Here is a 20,623-nt window from a genome sequence, read left to right as displayed (position 1 = left end):
CCCTATGGCAGTGTTTATTTTTTGTATGGAATGTAAAAGCTAAAAGTAGACCCTGCTTCGGGGCTGCTTTTTACGCTGATCTTTCCACCCTGCATTTCTACCAGCTGCTTGCAGATGAACAGGCCCAGGCCTGTGCCCACCTGCCCTTTGGCAGAGCTGGTCTGGTAGTATTTTGAAAAGAGGTTAGCCTGTTGATCGGCACTGATGCCTTTACCGGTATCTGCTACATCTACCTGGAGGGTATTGGTTTCACCCAAAAGCAATTCGGCATTTATGGTTACACTACCCTCATTGGTGTATTTTATGGCGTTGCTCAGCAAATTAACCAGCACCTGCTTGAGCCTGAAATCATCTCCAATTACAGTTGCTTCCTGCTCGCCTTTAAAGTTATAACTCAAGTTCAACTGTTTTTTTGCAGCACTATAGCTCATGCTTTCCACAACCTGGTTCAAAGTAGTATAGGGCTGGAAAGGTTCGGCATTGATCTTCAGTTCACTGTTTTCCATTTTTGCGGCATCCAGTGTGTCATTTAAAGTACGCAGCAACATTTCCGAGGAACCTTTGATCGATTCCAGCATGTCTGTCTGCCGTTGGGTGAGCGTAGTTTTGGCGAACACATATAAAAAGCCTTTTATGGCAGTAAGCGGATTTCTGATCTCGTGCGTCATGTGGGTCAGCAGCTCCATTTTTTGCCGGGCCATATTAACCGCGCGGTCGTTTTCTTTGCGCAGCAATAGTTCTGCCTTGTTGAGCTGCACGATAAAAAGGATGAGCAGTGCCGCAAATGCCAATACCAGGAACAGCGAGGCCAGATAAAATTTGTTCAGCAGGGCTGTGGTTTCCTGGTAATTCTTAAAGGCCATTCCTTTCAGCTGGTCGGCCATGTTGTAATTCAGCTCCTTGAGGTCATTTACAATGCGTTCCAATTCGTTGCTAATGCGGGTATTGAGTCCAATCAGTTCGCGTTGCATGCTCAGTAATTTTACATTTTGCAATTGCAGCTCACGTAGTTTTTTCGCATTGTCCAACCGGTCGCGCGCGATGATTTTCTGGGTGGCCCGATCGGAAATATTGGTGTTGTTGTTATGGGTAATTTCAATGACACCATTGGGATTGCTGTTTTTATTGGAAATGGCATCTTTTAAGCGGCTAAATAGGCTTTTCTTTTCTACGGTTATGGCTTTTAGCACCGTGTCGGTATTGCTTTTTATGGTTTTGTTCCTGCTTTTTACATTCGTGGTAACTACCGGCTGTTTATTTTGGTCAGCCTGTTTGTTGAATTCCGAATACACCGTAAGCAGGGAATCAAAATTATGCTTGAGGGCAAAGAGCCTGTCGGATAACTCCAGCTTTTTCTGGTACCATGCTTTCACCTGGTTACTTTGTGCGGCACTTAGCTGTGTAGTATCTGTCTGGGTCTTTAAGAGGGTATCTATTTTGTTAAAGGCTTGTGTAAGTTTGGTTTTATATTCAATGCTTTTGGGGCCATTTACATCCAGCAGCGATTCCTGAAAATCATCTTCGGCCTGGTGCAGCAGCAAAAGCGCCTGTTCTGGTTTCAGCCTGTTTTCTACATTGCTGGCCAGTTTAGAGATGTCCGCTAATTTTTGGGTGATGGTATTGCGTACCATAATGGCAGCTATCGCAAGCACGATAACAAATGCCAGAAAAGCCAGCAGCATTTTCCTGGCCAGGGTTATGGTATGGGTAGATTTCATTTAACTGCAAAAATAAGTATTTTTTATGAAGCAAAGCGGAGCGCAGGAAAGCTGGACGAATTTCCCTATTTTTGAATCGGGAATTAATGGTATGACTGTTTATACGGAGCTGAACGATAATGAATTGGCCTCTTTGCTAAAAGCGGGGGGTGAAGCCGTATATAAGGAAATTTACAACAGGTATTGGGACAAGCTCTATTACATTGCGCACAGGATGCTGAAGCAGCAGGAAGCCGCTGAAGAAGTAGTGCAGGATGTTTTTGTATTGCTATGGAAAAAAAGAGCAGAATTGGCTATCCAATCTTTGGCCGTTTATCTGGCTGCCATGACCCGATACGAGGTCTACCGTTACCTTGCAAAAGATAAGCGTGATAAAAACAACGCAGTAGATTACCAGAGCCAGCTTGGAGATCAGGTTTCATTTGATGCAGACCTGGAACATAAGCTGTTGCTGGAAATTATTGCTGAGCTTTCCAACCAGCTGCCCAAAAAATGCCGGCTGGTATTTCAATATGTGAAATTGCAGGACAGGCCATTGGCCGAAGTAGCGCAGGAAATGAACATTTCACAAAAAACAGCAGAAGCACACCTTACAAAAGCTTTGAAGACCATTAGAGGAAATATGGGAAATGCAATGCACCTGCTGTTTTAATGCAATTTAAATCTGGTTTTCCGTAAGTTCTTCATGAAGCATGATGCTGTCTTTAATGGCATCCAATAAGGGCAGGCCTATTTTACAATCCAGGCTTTGCCGGTAATGGTGTGGTTCTTCCTGCTCTATTTCGATTGTTGCCATCCGTTGCTGCCGGTCGTCAAAAATCTGGAAATGCTCCATGTCGAGCATTTTGATGTTAAAAAAGTGTCCGTATCCATCATTATCGGCCACCTCTATTCTAAACTGTTCCATGATGCTGCTATTGGTAATGGGTTTAACAAGTTGATTTATAGAATGTTTTGCTTTTTTTTTGAAAAAACAATAAAAAATGGGAATCCTACTAAGGGTAAAACTGTACAATTATACTCTATAGGTTTAAATGTGCGCAAAAGCATGCTGTTATGAGGAATAAAGAAGACCTGAAGTATCTGGCAAAAAAGTTTTTAGAGGGTACTGCTTCAGCAGAAGAAAAGGCAGCCCTTAACCATTGGTATACCTCCGGTTTAGCAGAAGGGCCTGAGGAAGAGCTGGTATTTACTACTGAGCCTGAAGATGCCAAAGCTATAAAAACCAGGCTGTACCAGAATATCAGGCAAAAACTGATGATGCCTGCCGGTAAAAAAACGGCTGTGGCTAAGCTATGGCCAAAAATTGCTGTGGCGGCTAGTTTGTTTTTTGTAGCTGGGATGGCGTTGTATTTTTTCCTGGCCCATAAAAACTTTGATACAGAAAGGCGGTTTGCCGATGCGAAAATGATAAGCGCAGGTACCAACACTGCAGTGTTGACTTTAGCCAATGGCCAGAAGGTAAATTTAAGCGGATCAAAAACAGCTCTGGTAATCAACGCTTCCGGTGTCTCTTACAGCGATGGGGATTCCCTGGGCGGAAATCGCAGGGCGGAATGGAAAGCATCCAGCGAATTGACGGTAAGCACACCGAAAGGCGGACAATACCAGGTAGTACTACCTGATGGTACAAAAATCTGGCTTAATGCAGCATCGGTACTTAAATTCCCGGCACGTTTTGATGGTGTGAATGCGCGCAGGGTGGAGCTTACAGGCGAGGCTTATTTTGAAGTTGCCAAGATAGAAGCTAAGCTGGCCGGAAAAGTAAGGCACTCACCATTTATTGTGGCAACCGGTGAACAGGAGGTGGAAGTACTGGGCACGCATTTTAACATTAATGCTTATACCGAAGAGGGCAGTATAAGAACCACCTTATTTGAAGGCAGTGTACGCGTTTCTTTGGGTGGTTTAAACAGGATGGGCAGGACAGCACTGCTCAGACCTGGACAGCAGGCTATGGTCTCAAACCAGGAGATAGCAGTAAATCCTGCAGATATAGAAGAGGCCCTGGCCTGGAGAAACGGTTTTTTCAAGTTTAACAGAGAAAGTATTCCATCAGTCATGCGGAAACTTTCGCGCTGGTATAATGTGGAGGTGGTTTATGAAGCTGAAATTAGCAAAGGCCGCATAATTGGTACCATCAGCAGGAGCAAGAACATTAAGGAGGTGCTGGAAATGCTGGAAGAAACCAAGCTGGTCACATTTAAAGTGGAAGGGAGGAAAGTGATAGTGAGATAAAATCTACCAGATCATGACCCGATAGAAAATAAAAAACCAGAGGCGGTGAGAGGCCCCTGGCTTATGCGTTCGGGCGTCGAATTAGCAAAATTGCGATAACAACATCAACTAATAACCCAAACAGAACAAATTTATGAATTTTTATGATCTCTCCCCTCATGGGCGAAAAGTCCGTTACGGGAGTCAAATAATGCGTGTTATGAGATTAACCATCGTCATAATGACTATGTTGCTGATGCAGGTAAGTGCCAGGAGCACAGCACAGAAAGTATCCTTGTCGGAAAATAACACTTCTATATTGCAGGTGTTTAACCAGCTGCGCAGTCAGACAGGGTATGATTTTCTGTACTCCGACGAAATCCTGAAGCTGGCAAGGCCGGTAACGATACATGTAAAGGACCAGCCTTTGGGCGTTGTGCTCAATTCCATATTTGAAAAACAGGAACTGGTTTACGTGCTGAAAAACAAGGCGGTAATTGTGTCAAAAAAGGAAGCTGGTTTTTTTGATGCCCTGAAAAGTTACCTGGCCAGGATCGATGTGGCAGGGAAAGTGCTGGATGAAAACGGAAAACCTTTGCCGGGTGCAACGGTAAAGGTTAAAAATGAGAACAGATTGGTCATTACCGGTGCCGATGGTAGTTTTATGCTAAAGGGAATTGATGAAAAGGCCATACTGGTAATCTCTTATTTGGGCTACAAGACCAAAGAGATGGGGGCTAAACCTCAGCTCATCATTTCCATTGAACCTGAAAATGCCAACCTGGAGGAAGTAGGGGTAATCAGTACCGGTTATCAGAAGATCAAAAAAGATCAGCTGACCGGGGCGGCCTCTACCATGAACGAAGAGCAATACCAGCAACGTGTTGCCGTAACAGGAAACTTTCTGGAAAGTCTGGAAGGCAAGGTACCCGGTCTGGTATACAACTCACAGACGGGCGAACTAACGATCCGTGGGGTGTCTACCTTCGATGCGGTAAAAAAGCCGCTCATTGTGCTTGATGGTTTCCCTACCGAGATCGATTTGCGTACCATTAATCCGAACGATATTGTTTCGGTGAATGTTTTGCGTGACGCCGCCGCGGCATCCATTTATGGGGTAAGGGCATCCAACGGGGTAATCATTGTAGAAACACGGCGGGGCAAATCGGGCAAGCCTATATTTAACCTGCGCAGTACTTACGCCATACAGAACAAGCCGGATTTCAGTTACCTGAGCTATGCGCCCGGAAATGAATTTGTACAGCTGCAGGTAGAGAAGTTTAATGTCGCAAAAGCAGGATACAGTTCCTTTTCCAAACTTGATCCTGTGCAGGAAATTATGTACGGGCTAACACGACTGGAAGTTTCCAATCCGCTGCTTACCCAGGCACAGGCAGATGCGAAGTTGAAAGAACTGGGCGCTTATGACAACCTTAATGAATACGAACAATTGTTTTTTCAAAGAAGGCAGGCTCAGAATGTTAACTTTGATGCCAGCGGAGGTAATGAAATAAGTACCTATATGGTTGGCCTGAATTATGTAAGGGAACGGCCTGTTGCCCGTCGCTCGGAAAGCCAGCAGTTCATTCTTAACCTGGCCAATACCTTCAAGTTTTCGGACCGCTTTAATTTCGATTTTAAAGCTACCTATACCAATTATACAGACCAAAGTGGTAACATCCCGAATTACATGGACTTCTTTCCGTACGAACGTCTGGCAGATGCGAACGGGAATGCCCTTCCTGTTTCACTGCTGCCCAACCGCACCAGCACTGGCAGAAATATCGGTCCGGCATTGAATCAGCAACTTATGGGCCTTGGGCTTTATGACGCTTTTTATTACCCTTATCGGGAACTGACCAGTAATACCAATACAGCAAAGGGCTCAACCATAAGACTGCAGGGGAGATTTAATGCAAAACTTACGAACTGGCTAAGCATGGACATAGGCGGGAATTATGAAAGCCAGAATGCAGTATTGGATAAACTGAGCCTGGAAGACAGCTATAAGGTAAGGATGATGTTGAACATGAGCGCATTAAAGGATGATGCAGGAAGGGCAGTGTTTAAGAGCATGACCAAGGGTGATGTATTGAGCAAGACCAATCAGAAGCTGAACAATTATACCCTCAGAGGACAATTTAATCTGAACCATAGGTTTGGTGATGACCATGACTTTTCCGGGATTTTCGGGGTGGAGCAAAAGAAGACACTTAGCCGGGGTTATCTCACCAGTTTTTTTGGTTATAATGACCAGACCCTCGTTTCAGGGCCAATTGATATGAATGCTTTAGGTTCTGTATTTTCTCCAGCATTTTCACAATATGGTATAGGTTACATCTTTAACTTGAAAGATTATTTTAATCAGACTGAAGACGACCGCAGGTTTATGTCTTATTATGGACAGGGAACCTATATTTTTAAAGGTAAGTATGTGGCTACGGGTAGCTTCCGTATTGATAAGTCCAATCTTTTTGGGGTCGATCCTCAATTCAGGAACAAACCACTGTGGTCTGCTGGTTTAAACTGGAGACTGGGAGAAGAGGAATTCATTAAGAAATACAATTGGATACATAACCTGCAATTGCGTGCTGCCACCGGTTTCAATGGAAATATACCGATAACCCAGGGCGGGGCATTCCTGATCCTCCAAAATGGATTGAATACCCTATTGGATGTAGCAGTTCCTTACAACAGGATCTCCAGTCCTGAAAACCAATCCTTGCGCTGGGAAACCACCCGAAATTATAATGTTGGACTGGATTATACTTTACTGAACGGGCGTTTGTCGGGCTCTGTTGACTGGTACATAAAAAAATCAACAGATGTGTTTGGTGAATTTGATGCCGATCCGACCCTGGGTTTTAACCAGTACCTGGCAAATACGGCCTCTATTCAGAATAAGGGGCTTGAGTTCCTGTTTAACACCCTTAATATGAAGCGCAGTAAGTTTGAATGGCGTACCCAACTGACAGCCTCTTTAAATAACAATAAGATCCTGGCAGTTAAGGCAACAGAGTTTTCTTCATCCAGAGAAATTACCGAGGGGACCCAGAAGGTAAAGGATATGCCAATTGGTGCCCTGTATAGTTACAATTATGGAGGGCTGAACGAAAAAGGACAGCCTTTTGTGTACGATAAATATGGCAGCCGAAAAATACTGGCCTCATTTGGAAGTTCGGCGGTAGACGTAACTATGGACGATATGGTTTACAATGGAACCACTGTACCAAAATATGTACTGGGCCTGAATAACCAGTTTAGCCTGGGTGCATTTGACCTTTCCTTTCTGTTTATGTATTATGGCGGACATGTAATGCGGGTGGAACAACCCGATCCAAACAATATTGGTTCGTATTCAAATAATCCGCTTAAGGGTTCCTCTAATTATTGGCGACAGGCGGGAGATGAACAGTACACCCGGATTCCAGGCTATGTGAGGGCGAGTTCCCTTGCCCCGGGGTACTTCCAGAGCTATGCCCTCAATGGTTATAGATTTGCATCAGAGTTTGTCAGGAAAGCTGATTACATCCGTTTGAGGGATGTGGTGCTGACCTATCATGCCAGGGCAGCTTTTCTAAAGAAAGCCGGACTTAACAATACCCAGCTGCGCTTTCAGGCTCAGAATGTTTTTCGTTACACATTTAGCGGCAATGATATTGATCCGGAAGCTATAAATCCGATTACCGGTGCGCGAAGACTGGAAACCCAACCTTTTTACAGCCTCACTTTTTCTACTAATTTTTAAGAATAATGCACATGAAAAATAAATTTATGATAGGCCTGCTGCTAAGTACAGTCTTGATGGGCTGCGGTAAATTCCTGGATGTAAAACCCAAAGGTGTGGTTATTCCGGAAAAGATGTCAGATTACGAGGGGCTGCTCAATTCAAGGGAAATGACCGGCACTTTTCCGGTAAATATGTTGCGGTTTACCGATGATTTTTATGATGGCACTTTTGGTGATCTGACTCAAACTCCTGATGCGAATGGATATTACTGGAGGCCAGAGCTTACAGTGGATGAAAAAAAGGAGCCTGATGTATGGGGACCTTTATATAACCGCATCTATAATGCAAATGTGATTATCAACGGGGTGTTAAAAACTACCGATGCACCGGAAGCAGATAAAAAGCGGGTGTATGGCGAGGCCCTGGTGCACCGTGCCGTTTATTACCTGGACCTGCTTACTGTATTTGCAAAAGCCTACAATCCGGCTACAGCAGCTACAGACCCAGGCATGCCTATGCCAGTAAACACAGATGTAACCGGAAAAGCACCTGCACGTTCTTCAATAAAGGAGACGCTGGAATCTATGATTACAGATTTGAAAGCTGCTGTTGAGGTTCTGCCCTTAACCAATATCAACCGGACGCGCATCACTAAACATGTTGCCTACGGCGTTTTGAGCAGGGTTTACCTGTATATGGCAGATTATGCCAGGGCAGAGGAATATACTGATCTTGCTTTGCAGGCTCCCCACAGTTTGCTGGACTATAATAACTATGCCGACACCTATGAGGTTCCCGTTTATGACCTCAGTCCGGAAGTACTCTGGTACCGTATGGGGGTAAATGCCGATGGACCGGATAACATGCTGTATTCAGATGACCTTAAAACATATTATACTTCAGATGACATCAGACTGGAATTTTTAACAGTAACCAGCAATTCCGGGATGCAGCGTATCGGCTTTATGGTGTTTTATAATTTCGGGATCACTTTCCCCGAGCTGTACCTGACCAAAGCCGAATTGCTGGCCCGAAAAGGGAAAACAAATGACGCCATGGCGCTGGTGAATATGATCAGGAGCAAAAGGTTTAAAGCAGCTAATTCCGGTCAATCTGCAAGTACTCCAGAAGAAGCGCTGCAAAAAGTCCTGGCCGAGCGCCGAAGGGAGATGGCCTATAGTGGGATGCGCTGGTTTGACATGAAAAGGCTGGACCAGGAAGGACGGATGCCGGAACTGAAAAGGATCAACAAAGAAACCGGAAAGGTTGAAGCAACTTTGGCACCCCATAGTCCAAATTACACTTTTGAGATCCCTGTAAGAGTTTTAAAGTTCAATCCCGGTATGGCGAAAAATCATCCCTAACAGAATTCACAAACAATAACCGAAATAATGAGAACAACAATAGCATTGGTATTGCTTGCAGGTATATCGAGCCTGCACAGCTTTGCCCAAAACAAAAAAGAACTTACTGATGACCTGGTAAAAGACAAGCAAAAGGTGCTTGCTAAATACATACCTATGGCCAATGGCGACTATCTGCACAAGCTTTACGTGATGCCTTCAGAAGAAGTACTGGCCCGGCTGGCCGGGTTTAAAACCGAGATGAACAAACAGGCCGGTGCAGAAAAGAATGTCGAGCTTAAAGATTTGATGTTAAAGGATATAGAATTTTATGCCGGCCGGGTACTGGACAGGTATGTGGGTGTGTATGGTATGGATTCTGTAGGCATGAGCAACCTGATGCAGCTCATGGAGAAGCGGAGAACTGATCCTAAATTTAACGAGTTGATGGATGCAGCGCATAAAAAGGCCTTTATCAAACGTATGGAACCGGCAGAAAGAAAACGCATGAGGGAAATTATCGATGAAAAAGCTACATTAAACGATGAAGCGCTTTTTAAAAGGTCGGCATCCTACAGGGCCTGGCTGGACGATAAGATCAGCGAGCTCAGAAATACGAAATACAAATCGGATACCACACTAGGCTATGAAGGTAATTATGTGGTGAAGCTAAAGGTAATAGAGAATGAATTGCCGGCAGGCTATATTAAAGATTATCTTTTTTATAAAGGTACGGGTACTGTGATCAAAACAGTGAGAAATGATGCAGCCAAAGAAGCGGCCTATCGTAATTTTATGGCGAAGGCCAGCAATGCCGATTATAAAAAAGAGATGGAAGAAGTATATGCCAATTATAAAATGATGACGGCAAATGCATTTTCGCCAGATTTCAACTATACAGATGTAAATGGCAAAACGGTAAGTTTAAAATCCCTGCGCGGCAAATATGTATATATAGATGTATGGGCTACCTGGTGTGGCCCCTGCAAGATGGAAATCCCCCATTTGACTAAAGTTGAGGCAGACTATCATGGAAAGAACATCCATTTTGTGAGTTTATCGGTAGACCAGCAGAAAGATAAGGGCAAATGGACCAGTTATGTAAAAGACAATAAACTGGGCGGGATACAGCTGCTGGCCGACAAGGACTTTGATTCTGATTTTGTGAAAAAATACAACATCAATGCGATCCCCAGATTTATCCTGATTGACCCGGCCGGAAAAATTGTTTCAGGAGATGCCAAAAGGCCTTCCGATCCTTTGTTGAGAAAACAGTTGGACGCGCTGTTGAAATAAATCATTTTTAGCTACCTATGAATAAATTAAGGCCTGCATCCTGTTGCAGGCCTTTTGTTTGTTGAACAATTTCTCTAAGTTTGCAAATTGTTTTTTAGCTCATAAGCACACATGGATATTTCTGTTGTAATCCCATTATTTAATGAAGATGAATCTCTGCCGGAATTAACGGAATGGATTGTTAAGGTAATGCGGGAGCATAACTTTTCCTATGAGGTCCTTTTTATTGATGATGGCAGTACAGATACTTCCTGGGCCGTTATTGAAGCGCTAAAAAAAACATATGATACCGTCAGGGCCATTAAATTCAGACGGAATTATGGAAAATCCGCAGCCCTTAATGTGGGTTTTGCCGCTACGCAGGGCGACGTGGTCATTACTATGGATGCCGATCTGCAGGACAGTCCGGACGAGATCCCTGAGCTGTTCCGCAGGATAAAGGAAGAAAAATTCGATATCATATCGGGCTGGAAGAAAAAACGCTACGACCCGATCACCAAAACCATACCTACAAAGTTGTTCAATGCAGCAACACGGCGCATGTCGGGCATACAGCTTAACGATTTCAATTGCGGCTTAAAAGCTTACCGGAGCGACGTGGTCAAAACCATTGAAGTATACGGCGAAATGCACCGCTATATACCGGTTATTGCCAAATGGGCCGGGTTTAAAAAAATAGGCGAGCAGGTGGTAGAGCACAGGGCAAGGAAATATGGGGTAACCAAATTCGGGCTGAGCCGCTTTATCAATGGCTTTCTTGATTTGCTCTCCATCTTTTTTGTGGGCAAGTTTGGTAAAAGGCCTATGCATTTTTTTGGTTCGCTGGGTGTGCTGAGCTTTCTGGTCGGAACGTTTATGGCCCTGTGGCTTATAGGTGTTAAGTTGTACCACATCTCTATGGCTATACCTTATAAAAGGGATGTTACAGATCAGCCACTATTTTACATTGCCCTGGTGGCCATTATTGTGGGGTCTCAACTGTTCCTCACGGGTTTTGTGGCCGAGCTGGTTACCCGCAACGCGCCTGAACGAAACCAATACCTGATTGAAAAGGAGATCCTGTAAGCGATGTTCTTCTCTATAATTATACCGCTATATAACCGTCCGCAGGAAATAGACGAATTGCTGTACACGCTTACCCGGCAAACCTATACCCAGTTTGAAGTCCTGGTGATAGAAGACGGCTCGGTAAATGATGCAGAGGCCATAGTAGCCAAATATGCCAATAAGCTGGATGTAAAGTACTTCTTTAAAGCCAATGAAGGACAGGGTTTTACCCGCAACTATGGCTTTGAAAGGGCGAAAGGGGACTACTTTGTAATCTTTGATTCTGACTGCCTCATCCCCGAAAACTACCTGGAGGTAGTTAGCGATTACCTGTACGAACACAAGCTGGACGCTTATGGCGGTCCTGATGCAGCGCACGAGAGCTTTACTCCTGTACAGAAAGCCATCAGTTATGCCATGACCTCTCCGTTTACGACCGGGGGGATCCGCGGCAATAAAAAACACATAGGTCAGTTTCACCCGCGCAGCTTTAACATGGGCATATCGCGTGAGGTCTGGGAAAGGGTGGGTGGATTTATCCTGACCCGACTAGGCGAGGATATTGAATACAGCATACGAATACATGAACAGGGATTTAAAATAGGCCTGATCCCTGATGCAAAGGTTTACCATAAAAGACGGACCAGCTTTGCACAATTTTATAAGCAGCTTCATTTTTTTGGCCGTGCACGGATAAATATTTATAAACATTTTCCGGCAGAACTTAAACTTGTTCACTTTTTTCCGGCAGTGTTTACCTGCGGCGTAATTTTTACCCTGCTTGTGAACATATTTTATTGGCCTTTAGCGTATTTATGTAACTTTATGCTATTGTTATATCTGATGTTGATATTTTTTCATTCATGGCAGGTTAATAAATCGTTAAAAGTTGCATTTTTGAGTATTATTGCTGCGTTTATCCAGCTTACGGCCTACGGCCTGGGATTCATGCAGGATTTTTTTAAAAGAGTAGTATTAAAACAACAATGATAGAGTTTTTAAAGGAAAGTACATTTGCTGTAAATGAGGTAATTGGCAAAGCTTGGACAGTGACCAAAAGGAATTACTTTTCTATCGCAACGCTTTGCTTCCTGATGTTCATTACCTCGAACGCATCGGGTTTAATGGCCTTTTTTCTGAAGGATGTAAATAAGGGACTGAGTGTGCTTATGGCATTCTTTTTTGTGATGTTCTATTTCACCATTAACCTGTCGCTGTTTAAATACATTTTTCATCTGCTGGATGATGAGTTTAACGTAAGTATTGTAGATACGATACCAACAAGGAAGCAGATCATCCGTTTCCTGGTGGCCATGCTGTATTTTATGCTTTGCATCATCGGGGTTTACTCGCTGGTAATCCTGGTGGCCTTTCCTTTTATTTATACCGGGATCAGGATGGAAATCATTACCAATATCGCGATTTCCGTTGGTATCATTGCCATATTCATTACCTGGATCAGGATCTCTTTCTTTCCGTTCTTCATTATCGATAAGAACCTTCCTCCCTTTTTGTCCATTAAATTCAGTCTGGCCACAACCAAAGGGAATTTTACCAAGATCCTGCTCCTTTTATTGGTACTTGGGGGTTTTCATGTACTATACCTGTTTTTCAGTTACCTGAAATGGCCGGTAATTGCTTTTTTCATCAATGTGCTCAGCTCTTTTATCATTGTTCCGCTATCCAGTGTGGCACTCACTATTGCCTACCGTAAAATGATGAGCGAGTATAAGGGCGAGGGCGAACCTGATATCATTCATAATATAGTTTAAGTATTATGGGATTAAAAGCGTCGCTGAGCAGGCCATTTGCTGCCCTTGTGGTAAAAGGTATCAACAAATGGAAAAAAAATGCAGTAAAGGCGCAGCAGGATACACTCCTGAAAATTGTTGGGGCTGCAAAAAATACAGCTTTTGGTAAAGACCATAAATTTGCTTCCATAAAAAGCTATGCTGATTTTAAAAGGTTGGTGCCTGTAAAAGACTATGAGGAATTAAGACCTTATATAGACCGCGTGGTAGCCGGTGAAAGGAATGTGATGTGGAAAGGCAAACCTCAGTATTTTGCCAAAACATCAGGAACCACCTCAGGGATCAAATACATTCCCATTTCCAAAGAATCCATGCCCGAGCACATCAAAGCTGCACGCAATGCATTGCTTACCTATGTGCATGAAACCGGAAATGTAGATTTTATAGACGGTAAAATGATCTTTCTGCAGGGGAGTCCGGTAATGAGCAAAAAGAACGGGATCAATGTTGGGCGGCTTTCGGGCATTGTGGCCAATCTGGTGCCGGCTTATCTGCAGAAAAACCGCTTGCCTTCTTATGCCACAAATTGTATTGAAGACTGGGAGGAGAAGGTAGATGCGATAGTTGAGGAAACGATCCATGAAAACATGACCCTCATTTCAGGCATACCACCATGGGTACAGATGTATTTCGACCGGCTGACCGAAAAATCGGGTGGTAAAAAGATCAAAGACATCTTCCCCGAATTTAAGCTCTTTGTGTACGGCGGTGTTAATTTTGAACCCTACCGGGCTAAAATAGAGCAAAGTATAGGCCGTAAAATTGATGCGATAGAAACCTATCCGGCATCAGAGGGTTTTATTGCTTACCAGGACGAGCAAGACAACAAGGGGCTGCTGTTGCTGGCTAAGGCAGGTATATTTTATGAGTTCATCCCGGCAGATGAATTTTATAACGATCATCCCACACGTTTAAGTCTGGGCGAAGTAGAACTGGATACCAATTATGTACTGGTACTGAATACCAATGCAGGTCTTTGGGGCTATGTGATTGGCGATACGGTAAAATTTGTATCTAAAGATCCTTACCGGATTGTGGTTACGGGCAGGATAAAACACTTTATATCGGCTTTTGGCGAACATGTGATTGGCGAAGAAGTGGAACATGCACTGCTTTCGGTTGCAAATGAAGAGGGGGTAGGCATTACCGAATTTACGGTTGCCCCACAGGTAAACCCTGCAGCGGCTGAACTTCCTTACCATGAGTGGTTTGTGGAGTTTTCTACTCCTCCGGCAGATATGGCCTCCTTCAGTAAAAAAGTAGACGAGGCCTTGCAAAAGAAGAATATTTACTATTTTGACCTTATCGAAGGGAAAATATTGCAACCTTTGGTCATCCGTTCTTTACAGAAAGATGCTTTTGTGAACTACATGAAGGCTCAGGGTAAGCTGGGGGGGCAAAACAAAGTCCCGCGCCTGGCCAATGACAGGAAGATTGCGGATGATTTAAGTGGTTTTATAATCGTCGCACAGACGAAGAACAGAGGAGATTTTAATTGAAAAATATAACCATTTTAGGGGCTACAGGCTCTGTAGGTACCCAGGCCTTAGCGGTAATCCAAAGTAATCCGGATTTATACCGGGTGAAGGCCTTAACCGCCCAGTCTAACGCCAGCCTGTTGGTTGAGCAGGCTTTGGCATTTAAGCCGGAACTGGTAGTGATTACTGATGAAAGTAAATACCAGGCCGTAAAGGATGCGCTTTCAGGTAGCGGCATAAAGGTTCTGGCCGGAGAAGCCGCATTATGTGAGGCTGCAGTTTTAGCGGGGACAGACATGGTACTTACCGCTTTGGTAGGTTCGGTAGGTTTAAGACCAACGGTTGAGGCCGTAAAGGCAGGGAAAGACATTGCTCTGGCCAATAAGGAAACCCTGGTTGTGGCCGGCGACCTGATTACCACACTGGCCCGGGAAAACGGGGTGCAGCTCATTCCTGTAGATTCTGAACATTCGGCGATCTTTCAGTGCCTGGTGGGTGAGCCTGCCGGTGCTATCGAAAAAATATACCTTACCGCTTCAGGTGGACCATTCAGGGGTAAAGACCAGTCCTTTTTAAAGGGGGTTACCAAAAACGAAGCACTGAAACATCCCAATTGGGTAATGGGGGCAAAGATCACGATTGACTCGGCCTCGCTGATGAACAAAGGGCTGGAGGTGATCGAAGCCAAATGGCTTTTTGATCTGGACGCAGAACAGATTGATGTGATTGTACATCCGCAATCTATTGTACATTCGCTGGTCCAGTTTAACGATGGATCTATGAAAGCACAAATGGGATTACCCGATATGAAACTGCCTATTCATTATGCATTGGCTTATCCGGATAGAATAAGCAGCGATTTTAAGCGTTTCAGTTTTATTGATTATCCTGAACTGAATTTTTATAAGGCAGATATGGAAACCTTCCGGAACCTTGACCTGGCCTACAAAGCCCTGCTTAAAGGAGGAAATATGCCTTGTATCATTAATGCTGCCAATGAGGTAGTGGTCAATGCTTTTCTGCAGGATAGGATAGGCTTCCTGGAAATGAGTGATGTGATTGAAGCCTGTATGGAGGGAATTGGCTTTATTGAAAAGCCAAGCCTGAACAATTATTTAGAAACGGATGAGTATACACGTATATTAGCAGACCAATTAGTAACAAAATAGAATTTTAGCATCTAAATAGAAAATTAAACTAAAAATATGAGTGGATTGATTATGGCGGCCCAGTTACTCCTGGGATTATCGATATTGGTGATTTTACACGAACTTGGACATTTTTTGGCGGCACGTGCCTTCGGAATTAAAGTAGAAAAATTTTACCTGTTTTTTGATGCCTGGGGTGTTAAGCTGTTCAGCTTTAAACGCGGCGATTGTGAGTATGGCATTGGCTGGTTACCCCTGGGCGGCTATGTAAAGATTTCGGGAATGATAGACGAGTCTATGGACACCGAACAGATGAAGCAGCCTGCACAACCCTGGGAATTCAGGTCTAAACCGGCATGGCAGCGTCTGATTGTGATGTTGGGGGGAGTGATTGTCAACATCATAGTAGGTATTTTCATCTTCTGGATGATGACTTTCAAGTATGGTGAAACCTATATTGCCAACAGTTCTGTTTTAAGCGGCATCAATCCAGGGAGTATCGGTAAAGAAATAGGTCTCCAGAAAGGGGATAGGGTTATTGCGGTAAATGGCAATAAAGTGATCCGTTTTGAGGAACTGACCAGTTCTAAAGTTTTGCTGGGCAATACCAACCTTACAGTTGTGCGTGGCCATAAAACCATCGATATTAAGGTTCCTGATAATATTTTAAATAAAGTTTCTGACCTGGGGGTTGAGGCATTCATCAGCCGCATGCCCTTGTTGTCATCAACGGTAGACAGTGTAACTACGGGCAGACCAGCTTACAAGGCTGGATTGAAAAAAGGCGATAGAATTACAGCCATCAATAATGTTCCGGTTAATTACGATGTAGATGTAAAAGCTGCTATCCCAAAATACAAAGGTAAAATTGCTGATTTTGCCATTAACCGTGGGGGAGCGCAACTGGTACTGCAGGTTCCTGTTGATACCGCAGGTACCATTGGCATAGGTTTCAATTTAAATGAGGTTAAAGAAGAGACCATTAAATATGGCTTGTTTGCTGCATTTCCGATTGGGGTAGACCAGGCCTGGAAAACTTTTAGCGATAATGCAAAGGGCATATGGAAAGTACTTACTGGTAAAATTAAAGCCAACAAGGCCTTTTCTGGTCCGGTTGAGATTGCACGTAAGGTATATGGAGGCGAGTGGATCTGGGCAAGGTTCTGGGCTTCTACGGGCTTTATATCGATAGCCCTGGCCTTTATGAACCTTTTGCCAATTCCTGCCCTGGATGGCGGCCACGTTGTATTCCTGATTATTGAAATGATCAAAGGAAAACCATTGGGCGATAAGTTTATGGAGCGGGCCCAGATTGTCGGTTTCGTTATGCTGCTGTCGCTCATGGTATTTGTGCTGGGGAACGATATTTTTAAGGCTTTCTTTAAGCATTAAAGCGTATGACCGATTATTTTGCCTTTTACGGCCTGCCACTTAGCTTTAACCCTGATATGGCAGTTGTAAAACAGCAGTTCTACGCGCTGAGTAAAAAATACCATCCTGATTTTTACATCAATGAAAGCCAGGAAAAACAGGCAGAGGTGCTGGAACTGAGCACGGTTAACAACAACGCTTACCAGGTTTTGAGTGATCCGCAAAAGCGCCTGCATTACATTCTGGAATTCAAAGGGATTTTAAAGGAGGGCGAAAATTACGCCCTTCCGCAAAGTTTTTTGATGGAAATGATGGAGGTGAATGAGGCTTTAATGGATTTACAGTTTGAGCCCGATGCAGCCCGACTGGCTGCACTGAAAGCGGAGGTTGCAACTATTGAGCAAGCAATTTCTGCTGAAATCCTGAAACAGACCGTTTTGTTTGATAACTTAAATGCGGCAGCACAGGATGATTCACTTCTGGTGATCAAAGAGCTGTACTACCGCAATAAATATTTAATCCGCATCAGGGAAAGCATAGATAAACTATCCTAGTTTCCAGTCCGGTCTTTCAAAGTGACAGGTATAGCCTGAAGGGTTCTTCTGCAGGTAATCCTGGTGCTCAACTTCTGCATTCCAGAAGTCACCGGCAGGTACAATCTCGGTTACAACCTTACCCGGCCATATGCCCGAGGCATCCATTTCTGCTATGAGTGCTGCTGCAGTTTCTCTCTGGGCCTCGTCAAGATAGAAAATGGCAGATCGATAGGAGGTGCCAATATCGTTGCCCTGCCTGTTCCGGGTGGTAGGATCGTGGATCTGGAAAAAATATTCCAGCAGTTTACGGTAAGACAATTGTGCCGGATCAAACTCGATGGCTATGCCCTCGGCATGTGTCCCATGATTGCGGTAGGTTGCATTGGGAACATCTCCGCCTGTATATCCAACTACCGTTGAGATCACGCCAGGGTAATGTCTGATGAGCTCTTCCACTCCCCAAAAACAACCGCCAGCCAGTATCGCTTTTTCAATATTCATATCGCTTTTTTTAATGCAATAAAGTTACGCATTATTCGGATATGTTAAAGCTTACTGCTATAGGGCGATGATCTGAAGCATAGGTCTCGTCAATTACCTGGTATTCCAGCAAAGGCCATTTTACATTTTTTGTGGCAATGAAATCTATGGTACGTTTAGGGTTGATTACAGGGATGGTACCCGGGCAGTTGTCTATGCAGGTACGTTTAAACTGCTGATCCAGCAAATTGATGGCCTCAGAACCCGCCACACTGTTCAGGTCGCCACTCAAAATAACGGGCTGTGTAACATCCTTAAAATGATCAAGGATATATTTCATTTGCAGGTTACGGTTTTCATGGCTGCGCGTGGCATCCAAATGCGTATTGGCAAAGATAAGTTCCTGCCCTCCGGCTTTAACTTTAACATAGGCCAGTATCCGTTTTTCAGCCTCTGTTTGCTGAGGCAGCGGCAAGTGCTTTGCCTCATCAAGGGCATAGCGGCTCAATATAGCCAGTCCATATTCCCCCCCGTCATGGTCTATTGCTTTAAAGAACCGGTAGTTCATGCCGGTTTTTTCCGCTAAAAGTTTTGCTTCATCAATATGACCACTGCGTTTGGTGTTTTTGTCCACTTCCTGTAAGGCCACAAGATCGGCCTTGCTGTTATTGATTACCCGGGCAATTGCATCAATATCGATCACATCAGGTTTTGATGGCGGATTGGCATGGTGAATATTGTAGCATAATATTTTCAGCCCGGTCAGGTTAAGGCTTTGTGCGTTATTTTTTTTAACGGCACAGCCCGACAAACCCAGCAAACAAATCAGTGTAGCTAACTTTAAGTATTTCATCTTTTATTGTATTTTTTCATAAAACTACTCAACCACTTTTGTAGGGATGATACCTGCAGGGAATTCCTTTTCCAGCTCATCTAGCACCGAGGTAATTTCCAGATCTACCCTGTTCTGTGCCCTTGCCGTTACCCATCGGCCTAAACGTATATTGTATTCGCCGCCTAATTTATAGAAAAAACCTGCATTTGTTGGCGCCGGCCTGCTTAAACAAATGGTGTTTGAGCCTTGTTTGTACAATGGCTGTGGCTCCAGGGTTACCGGGTTTACAATATCATACCAATCGGTATTCGCAATGCGCAGTCCTGCTTCCTGTGCCAGGTTATAAATGGCGCCGTTGGCCCCGGTAATGATCACATCTATCGGGGTCGTATTTTTTGTCACTGTGAGTCCTTCAAACACGGCAATACCGTCGGCAAAACCGCTGGTACCATTCAGCAGCAGGTCGGCATTGATGTCGCCCAATCCATCACCAGCCGAGCTTCCGGTGTTTTTAGCAACTATCCATTTGCCGTTCGCAATGCTGGTAGAGCCTACTCCGTTAATGAGCTTGTTAGAGTTTCCGCCTACATAAAAGTACTGGCCTTTGGCTACCTTTCCGCTTTTTAAATCGAACTTGTAGGAACGCCGGCCACCTGTGGCCCATCCGTTGAGCGGCACGCCCGTTGGCTGATAGGCAGAATTGGTATTGTGGGTTACCACACAAAATGGCGTCAGGGCGAAATCAATGTCTCGGGTTGCCAGGAATTGCACATACTCCCCATTGGTTGAAGGCGTTCCCTCTGGCATGGCCAGGAACCCGGAAATCACAATAGCGGCTTTTGTGATGGTAGAGCTGAGCACGGTAATGTCCTGTGGCCTGCGGATGCGCAACTGAGGGGTGTATTTACCAGCTGTGCTTTGGGCGTATTCTACCACACCAAAGAAATTGGCCATACCGGGTAGAGAGGTATTGGCAAAAGTTGCTGCCGTTTCGGTATGCAGCGTGAAATTGCCGAAGCCGTCGTTTACCAGTTTATCGCCGCTATAAATATCTGTTGGTGCTGGCACCGGATCAAAGCCTCCCTTTACGATCACCACTTCGGTACTTTCATATTTTTCGGGATTCGTCAGTATGTAGCTGCTGGGCACACGGTTAACCGGAATGCTTTTGCCCGAAGCAACTTTAAATACCGCCGAGCCGTTTAGTCCGGTAACCTGGAGCATGCCATCTACTCGTTTCATGGTACCGCCAAGCAGTTTTACGGTCACCGAATCGCCGGGCACGTAGTTTGCAGCATCGGCACCTATATTGATGGCAATGCCCCGGAGCTCGTTGAGCCTCCATTTGTTTTGCACCATGAGCAGGCCCGAGGTCATGTTTTTACCACTATGGTCTGAAACCACTACGCCGGTAACACCAATGGCACCAAGCATAGACGATTGGGTAAGCGGATAATCGGTTCCCTTGTAAAAGCTCCTTAAATCGTAGATGGCAATATGGGGGTTAACCTCTGCACCGGGGAAATTCCCTGTTTTATCACAGCCGGCTAAAAGAAACAAAGCTGAAAACAGCAATGAGCTATAGAGTATTAGCGTTTTCATCGTTATAAATA

Annotated in this window: 17 protein-coding genes; 12 read left to right on the top strand and 5 right to left on the bottom strand. The window is 44.4% G+C overall.

Translation table 11 applies throughout. The features are described 5' to 3' along the window. Positions 1–14: 14 nt before the first annotated feature. Positions 15–686: a sensor histidine kinase gene (locus B9A91_RS24570; protein ID WP_394334673.1), complete on the bottom strand. Its 672-nt coding sequence runs from the start codon at positions 684–686 to the stop codon at positions 15–17. Between the two features lie 1,057 nt (positions 687–1,743). Here B9A91_RS24570 and B9A91_RS03970 point away from each other — a divergent pair. Beyond that, on the top strand, positions 1,744–2,370 hold the full coding sequence (locus tag B9A91_RS03970; RefSeq protein ID WP_235012454.1) for an RNA polymerase sigma factor: 627 nt from the start codon (positions 1,744–1,746) through the stop codon (positions 2,368–2,370). Between the two features lie 6 nt (positions 2,371–2,376). Here the strand turns inward: B9A91_RS03970 and B9A91_RS03965 are convergent, their stop codons facing one another. Next, complete coding sequence (locus B9A91_RS03965; RefSeq protein ID WP_144008852.1) at positions 2,377–2,625, bottom strand: hypothetical protein; 249 nt, start codon at positions 2,623–2,625, stop codon at positions 2,377–2,379. Between the two features lie 149 nt (positions 2,626–2,774). Here B9A91_RS03965 and B9A91_RS03960 point away from each other — a divergent pair, with 149 nt between their 5' ends. From B9A91_RS03960 to hscB, 11 genes are all read left to right on the top strand, one after another. Then, entirely contained in the window at positions 2,775–3,956 is a 1,182-nt protein-coding gene (locus tag B9A91_RS03960; RefSeq protein WP_084237107.1) for a FecR family protein, read from the top strand. Between the two features lie 199 nt (positions 3,957–4,155). After that, a complete protein-coding gene (locus B9A91_RS03955) occupies positions 4,156–7,683 on the top strand; it encodes a SusC/RagA family TonB-linked outer membrane protein (protein ID WP_159451639.1) in 3,528 nt (1,175 codons plus the stop codon). An 11-nt stretch (positions 7,684–7,694) separates the two neighbouring features. Then, positions 7,695–9,029, top strand: coding sequence for a RagB/SusD family nutrient uptake outer membrane protein (locus B9A91_RS03950; protein ID WP_159451638.1), 1,335 nt, complete (start codon positions 7,695–7,697; stop codon positions 9,027–9,029). 27 nt (positions 9,030–9,056) lie between these two features. Then, on the top strand, positions 9,057–10,304 hold the full coding sequence (locus B9A91_RS03945; RefSeq protein ID WP_200815601.1) for a TlpA family protein disulfide reductase: 1,248 nt from the start codon (positions 9,057–9,059) through the stop codon (positions 10,302–10,304). Positions 10,305–10,415: 111 nt separating this feature from the next. Further along, on the top strand, positions 10,416–11,369 hold the full coding sequence (locus tag B9A91_RS03940) for a glycosyltransferase family 2 protein (RefSeq protein WP_084237104.1): 954 nt from the start codon (positions 10,416–10,418) through the stop codon (positions 11,367–11,369). 3 nt (positions 11,370–11,372) lie between these two features. Beyond that, positions 11,373–12,341 (top strand): glycosyltransferase family 2 protein, encoded by a 969-nt coding sequence (locus tag B9A91_RS03935; RefSeq protein WP_084237103.1) that lies wholly within the window; start codon positions 11,373–11,375, stop codon positions 12,339–12,341. Continuing rightward, complete coding sequence (locus B9A91_RS03930; RefSeq protein WP_084237102.1) at positions 12,338–13,123, top strand: hypothetical protein; 786 nt, start codon at positions 12,338–12,340, stop codon at positions 13,121–13,123. The genes B9A91_RS03935 and B9A91_RS03930 overlap by 4 nt, the downstream gene beginning before the upstream one ends. A 5-nt stretch (positions 13,124–13,128) precedes the next feature. Beyond that, on the top strand, positions 13,129–14,661 hold the full coding sequence (locus tag B9A91_RS03925) for a GH3 auxin-responsive promoter family protein (protein ID WP_084237101.1): 1,533 nt from the start codon (positions 13,129–13,131) through the stop codon (positions 14,659–14,661). Further along, complete coding sequence (locus B9A91_RS03920; RefSeq protein ID WP_084237100.1) at positions 14,658–15,809, top strand: 1-deoxy-D-xylulose-5-phosphate reductoisomerase; 1,152 nt, start codon at positions 14,658–14,660, stop codon at positions 15,807–15,809. The genes B9A91_RS03925 and B9A91_RS03920 overlap by 4 nt, the downstream gene beginning before the upstream one ends. Before the next feature lie 36 nt (positions 15,810–15,845). Beyond that, positions 15,846–17,180 (top strand): RIP metalloprotease RseP, encoded by a 1,335-nt coding sequence (rseP, locus tag B9A91_RS03915; RefSeq protein WP_084237099.1) that lies wholly within the window; start codon positions 15,846–15,848, stop codon positions 17,178–17,180. A 5-nt stretch (positions 17,181–17,185) separates the two neighbouring features. Continuing rightward, on the top strand, positions 17,186–17,713 hold the full coding sequence (gene hscB / locus B9A91_RS03910; RefSeq protein WP_084237098.1) for a Fe-S protein assembly co-chaperone HscB: 528 nt from the start codon (positions 17,186–17,188) through the stop codon (positions 17,711–17,713). Here the strand turns inward: hscB and msrA are convergent. From msrA to B9A91_RS03895, 3 genes are read right to left on the bottom strand one after another with little or no spacing between them, the layout of a single operon-like run. Further along, the gene (gene msrA / locus B9A91_RS03905; RefSeq protein ID WP_084237097.1) at positions 17,705–18,196 is read right to left on the bottom strand and encodes a peptide-methionine (S)-S-oxide reductase MsrA; all 492 of its coding nucleotides are present in this window, start codon (positions 18,194–18,196) and stop codon (positions 17,705–17,707) included. The two genes, hscB and msrA, sit on opposite strands and share 9 nt — an antisense overlap. Positions 18,197–18,227: 31 nt before the next feature. Then, positions 18,228–19,028 carry an endonuclease/exonuclease/phosphatase family protein gene (locus B9A91_RS03900; protein ID WP_084237096.1) on the bottom strand — a complete coding sequence of 267 codons (801 nt, stop codon included), beginning with the start codon at positions 19,026–19,028 and terminating at the stop codon, positions 18,228–18,230. A 24-nt stretch (positions 19,029–19,052) separates the two neighbouring features. Then, the gene (locus tag B9A91_RS03895) at positions 19,053–20,612 is read right to left on the bottom strand and encodes a DUF5689 domain-containing protein (RefSeq protein WP_144008851.1); all 1,560 of its coding nucleotides are present in this window, start codon (positions 20,610–20,612) and stop codon (positions 19,053–19,055) included. Positions 20,613–20,623 lie beyond the last annotated feature (11 nt).

Source organism: Pedobacter africanus (assembly GCF_900176535.1).
Classification (GTDB): Bacteria; Bacteroidota; Bacteroidia; order Sphingobacteriales; family Sphingobacteriaceae; genus Pedobacter; species Pedobacter africanus.
The sequence above is the reverse complement of the archived record's forward strand: the minus strand, read 5'-3'. Positions and strand labels throughout refer to the sequence as shown.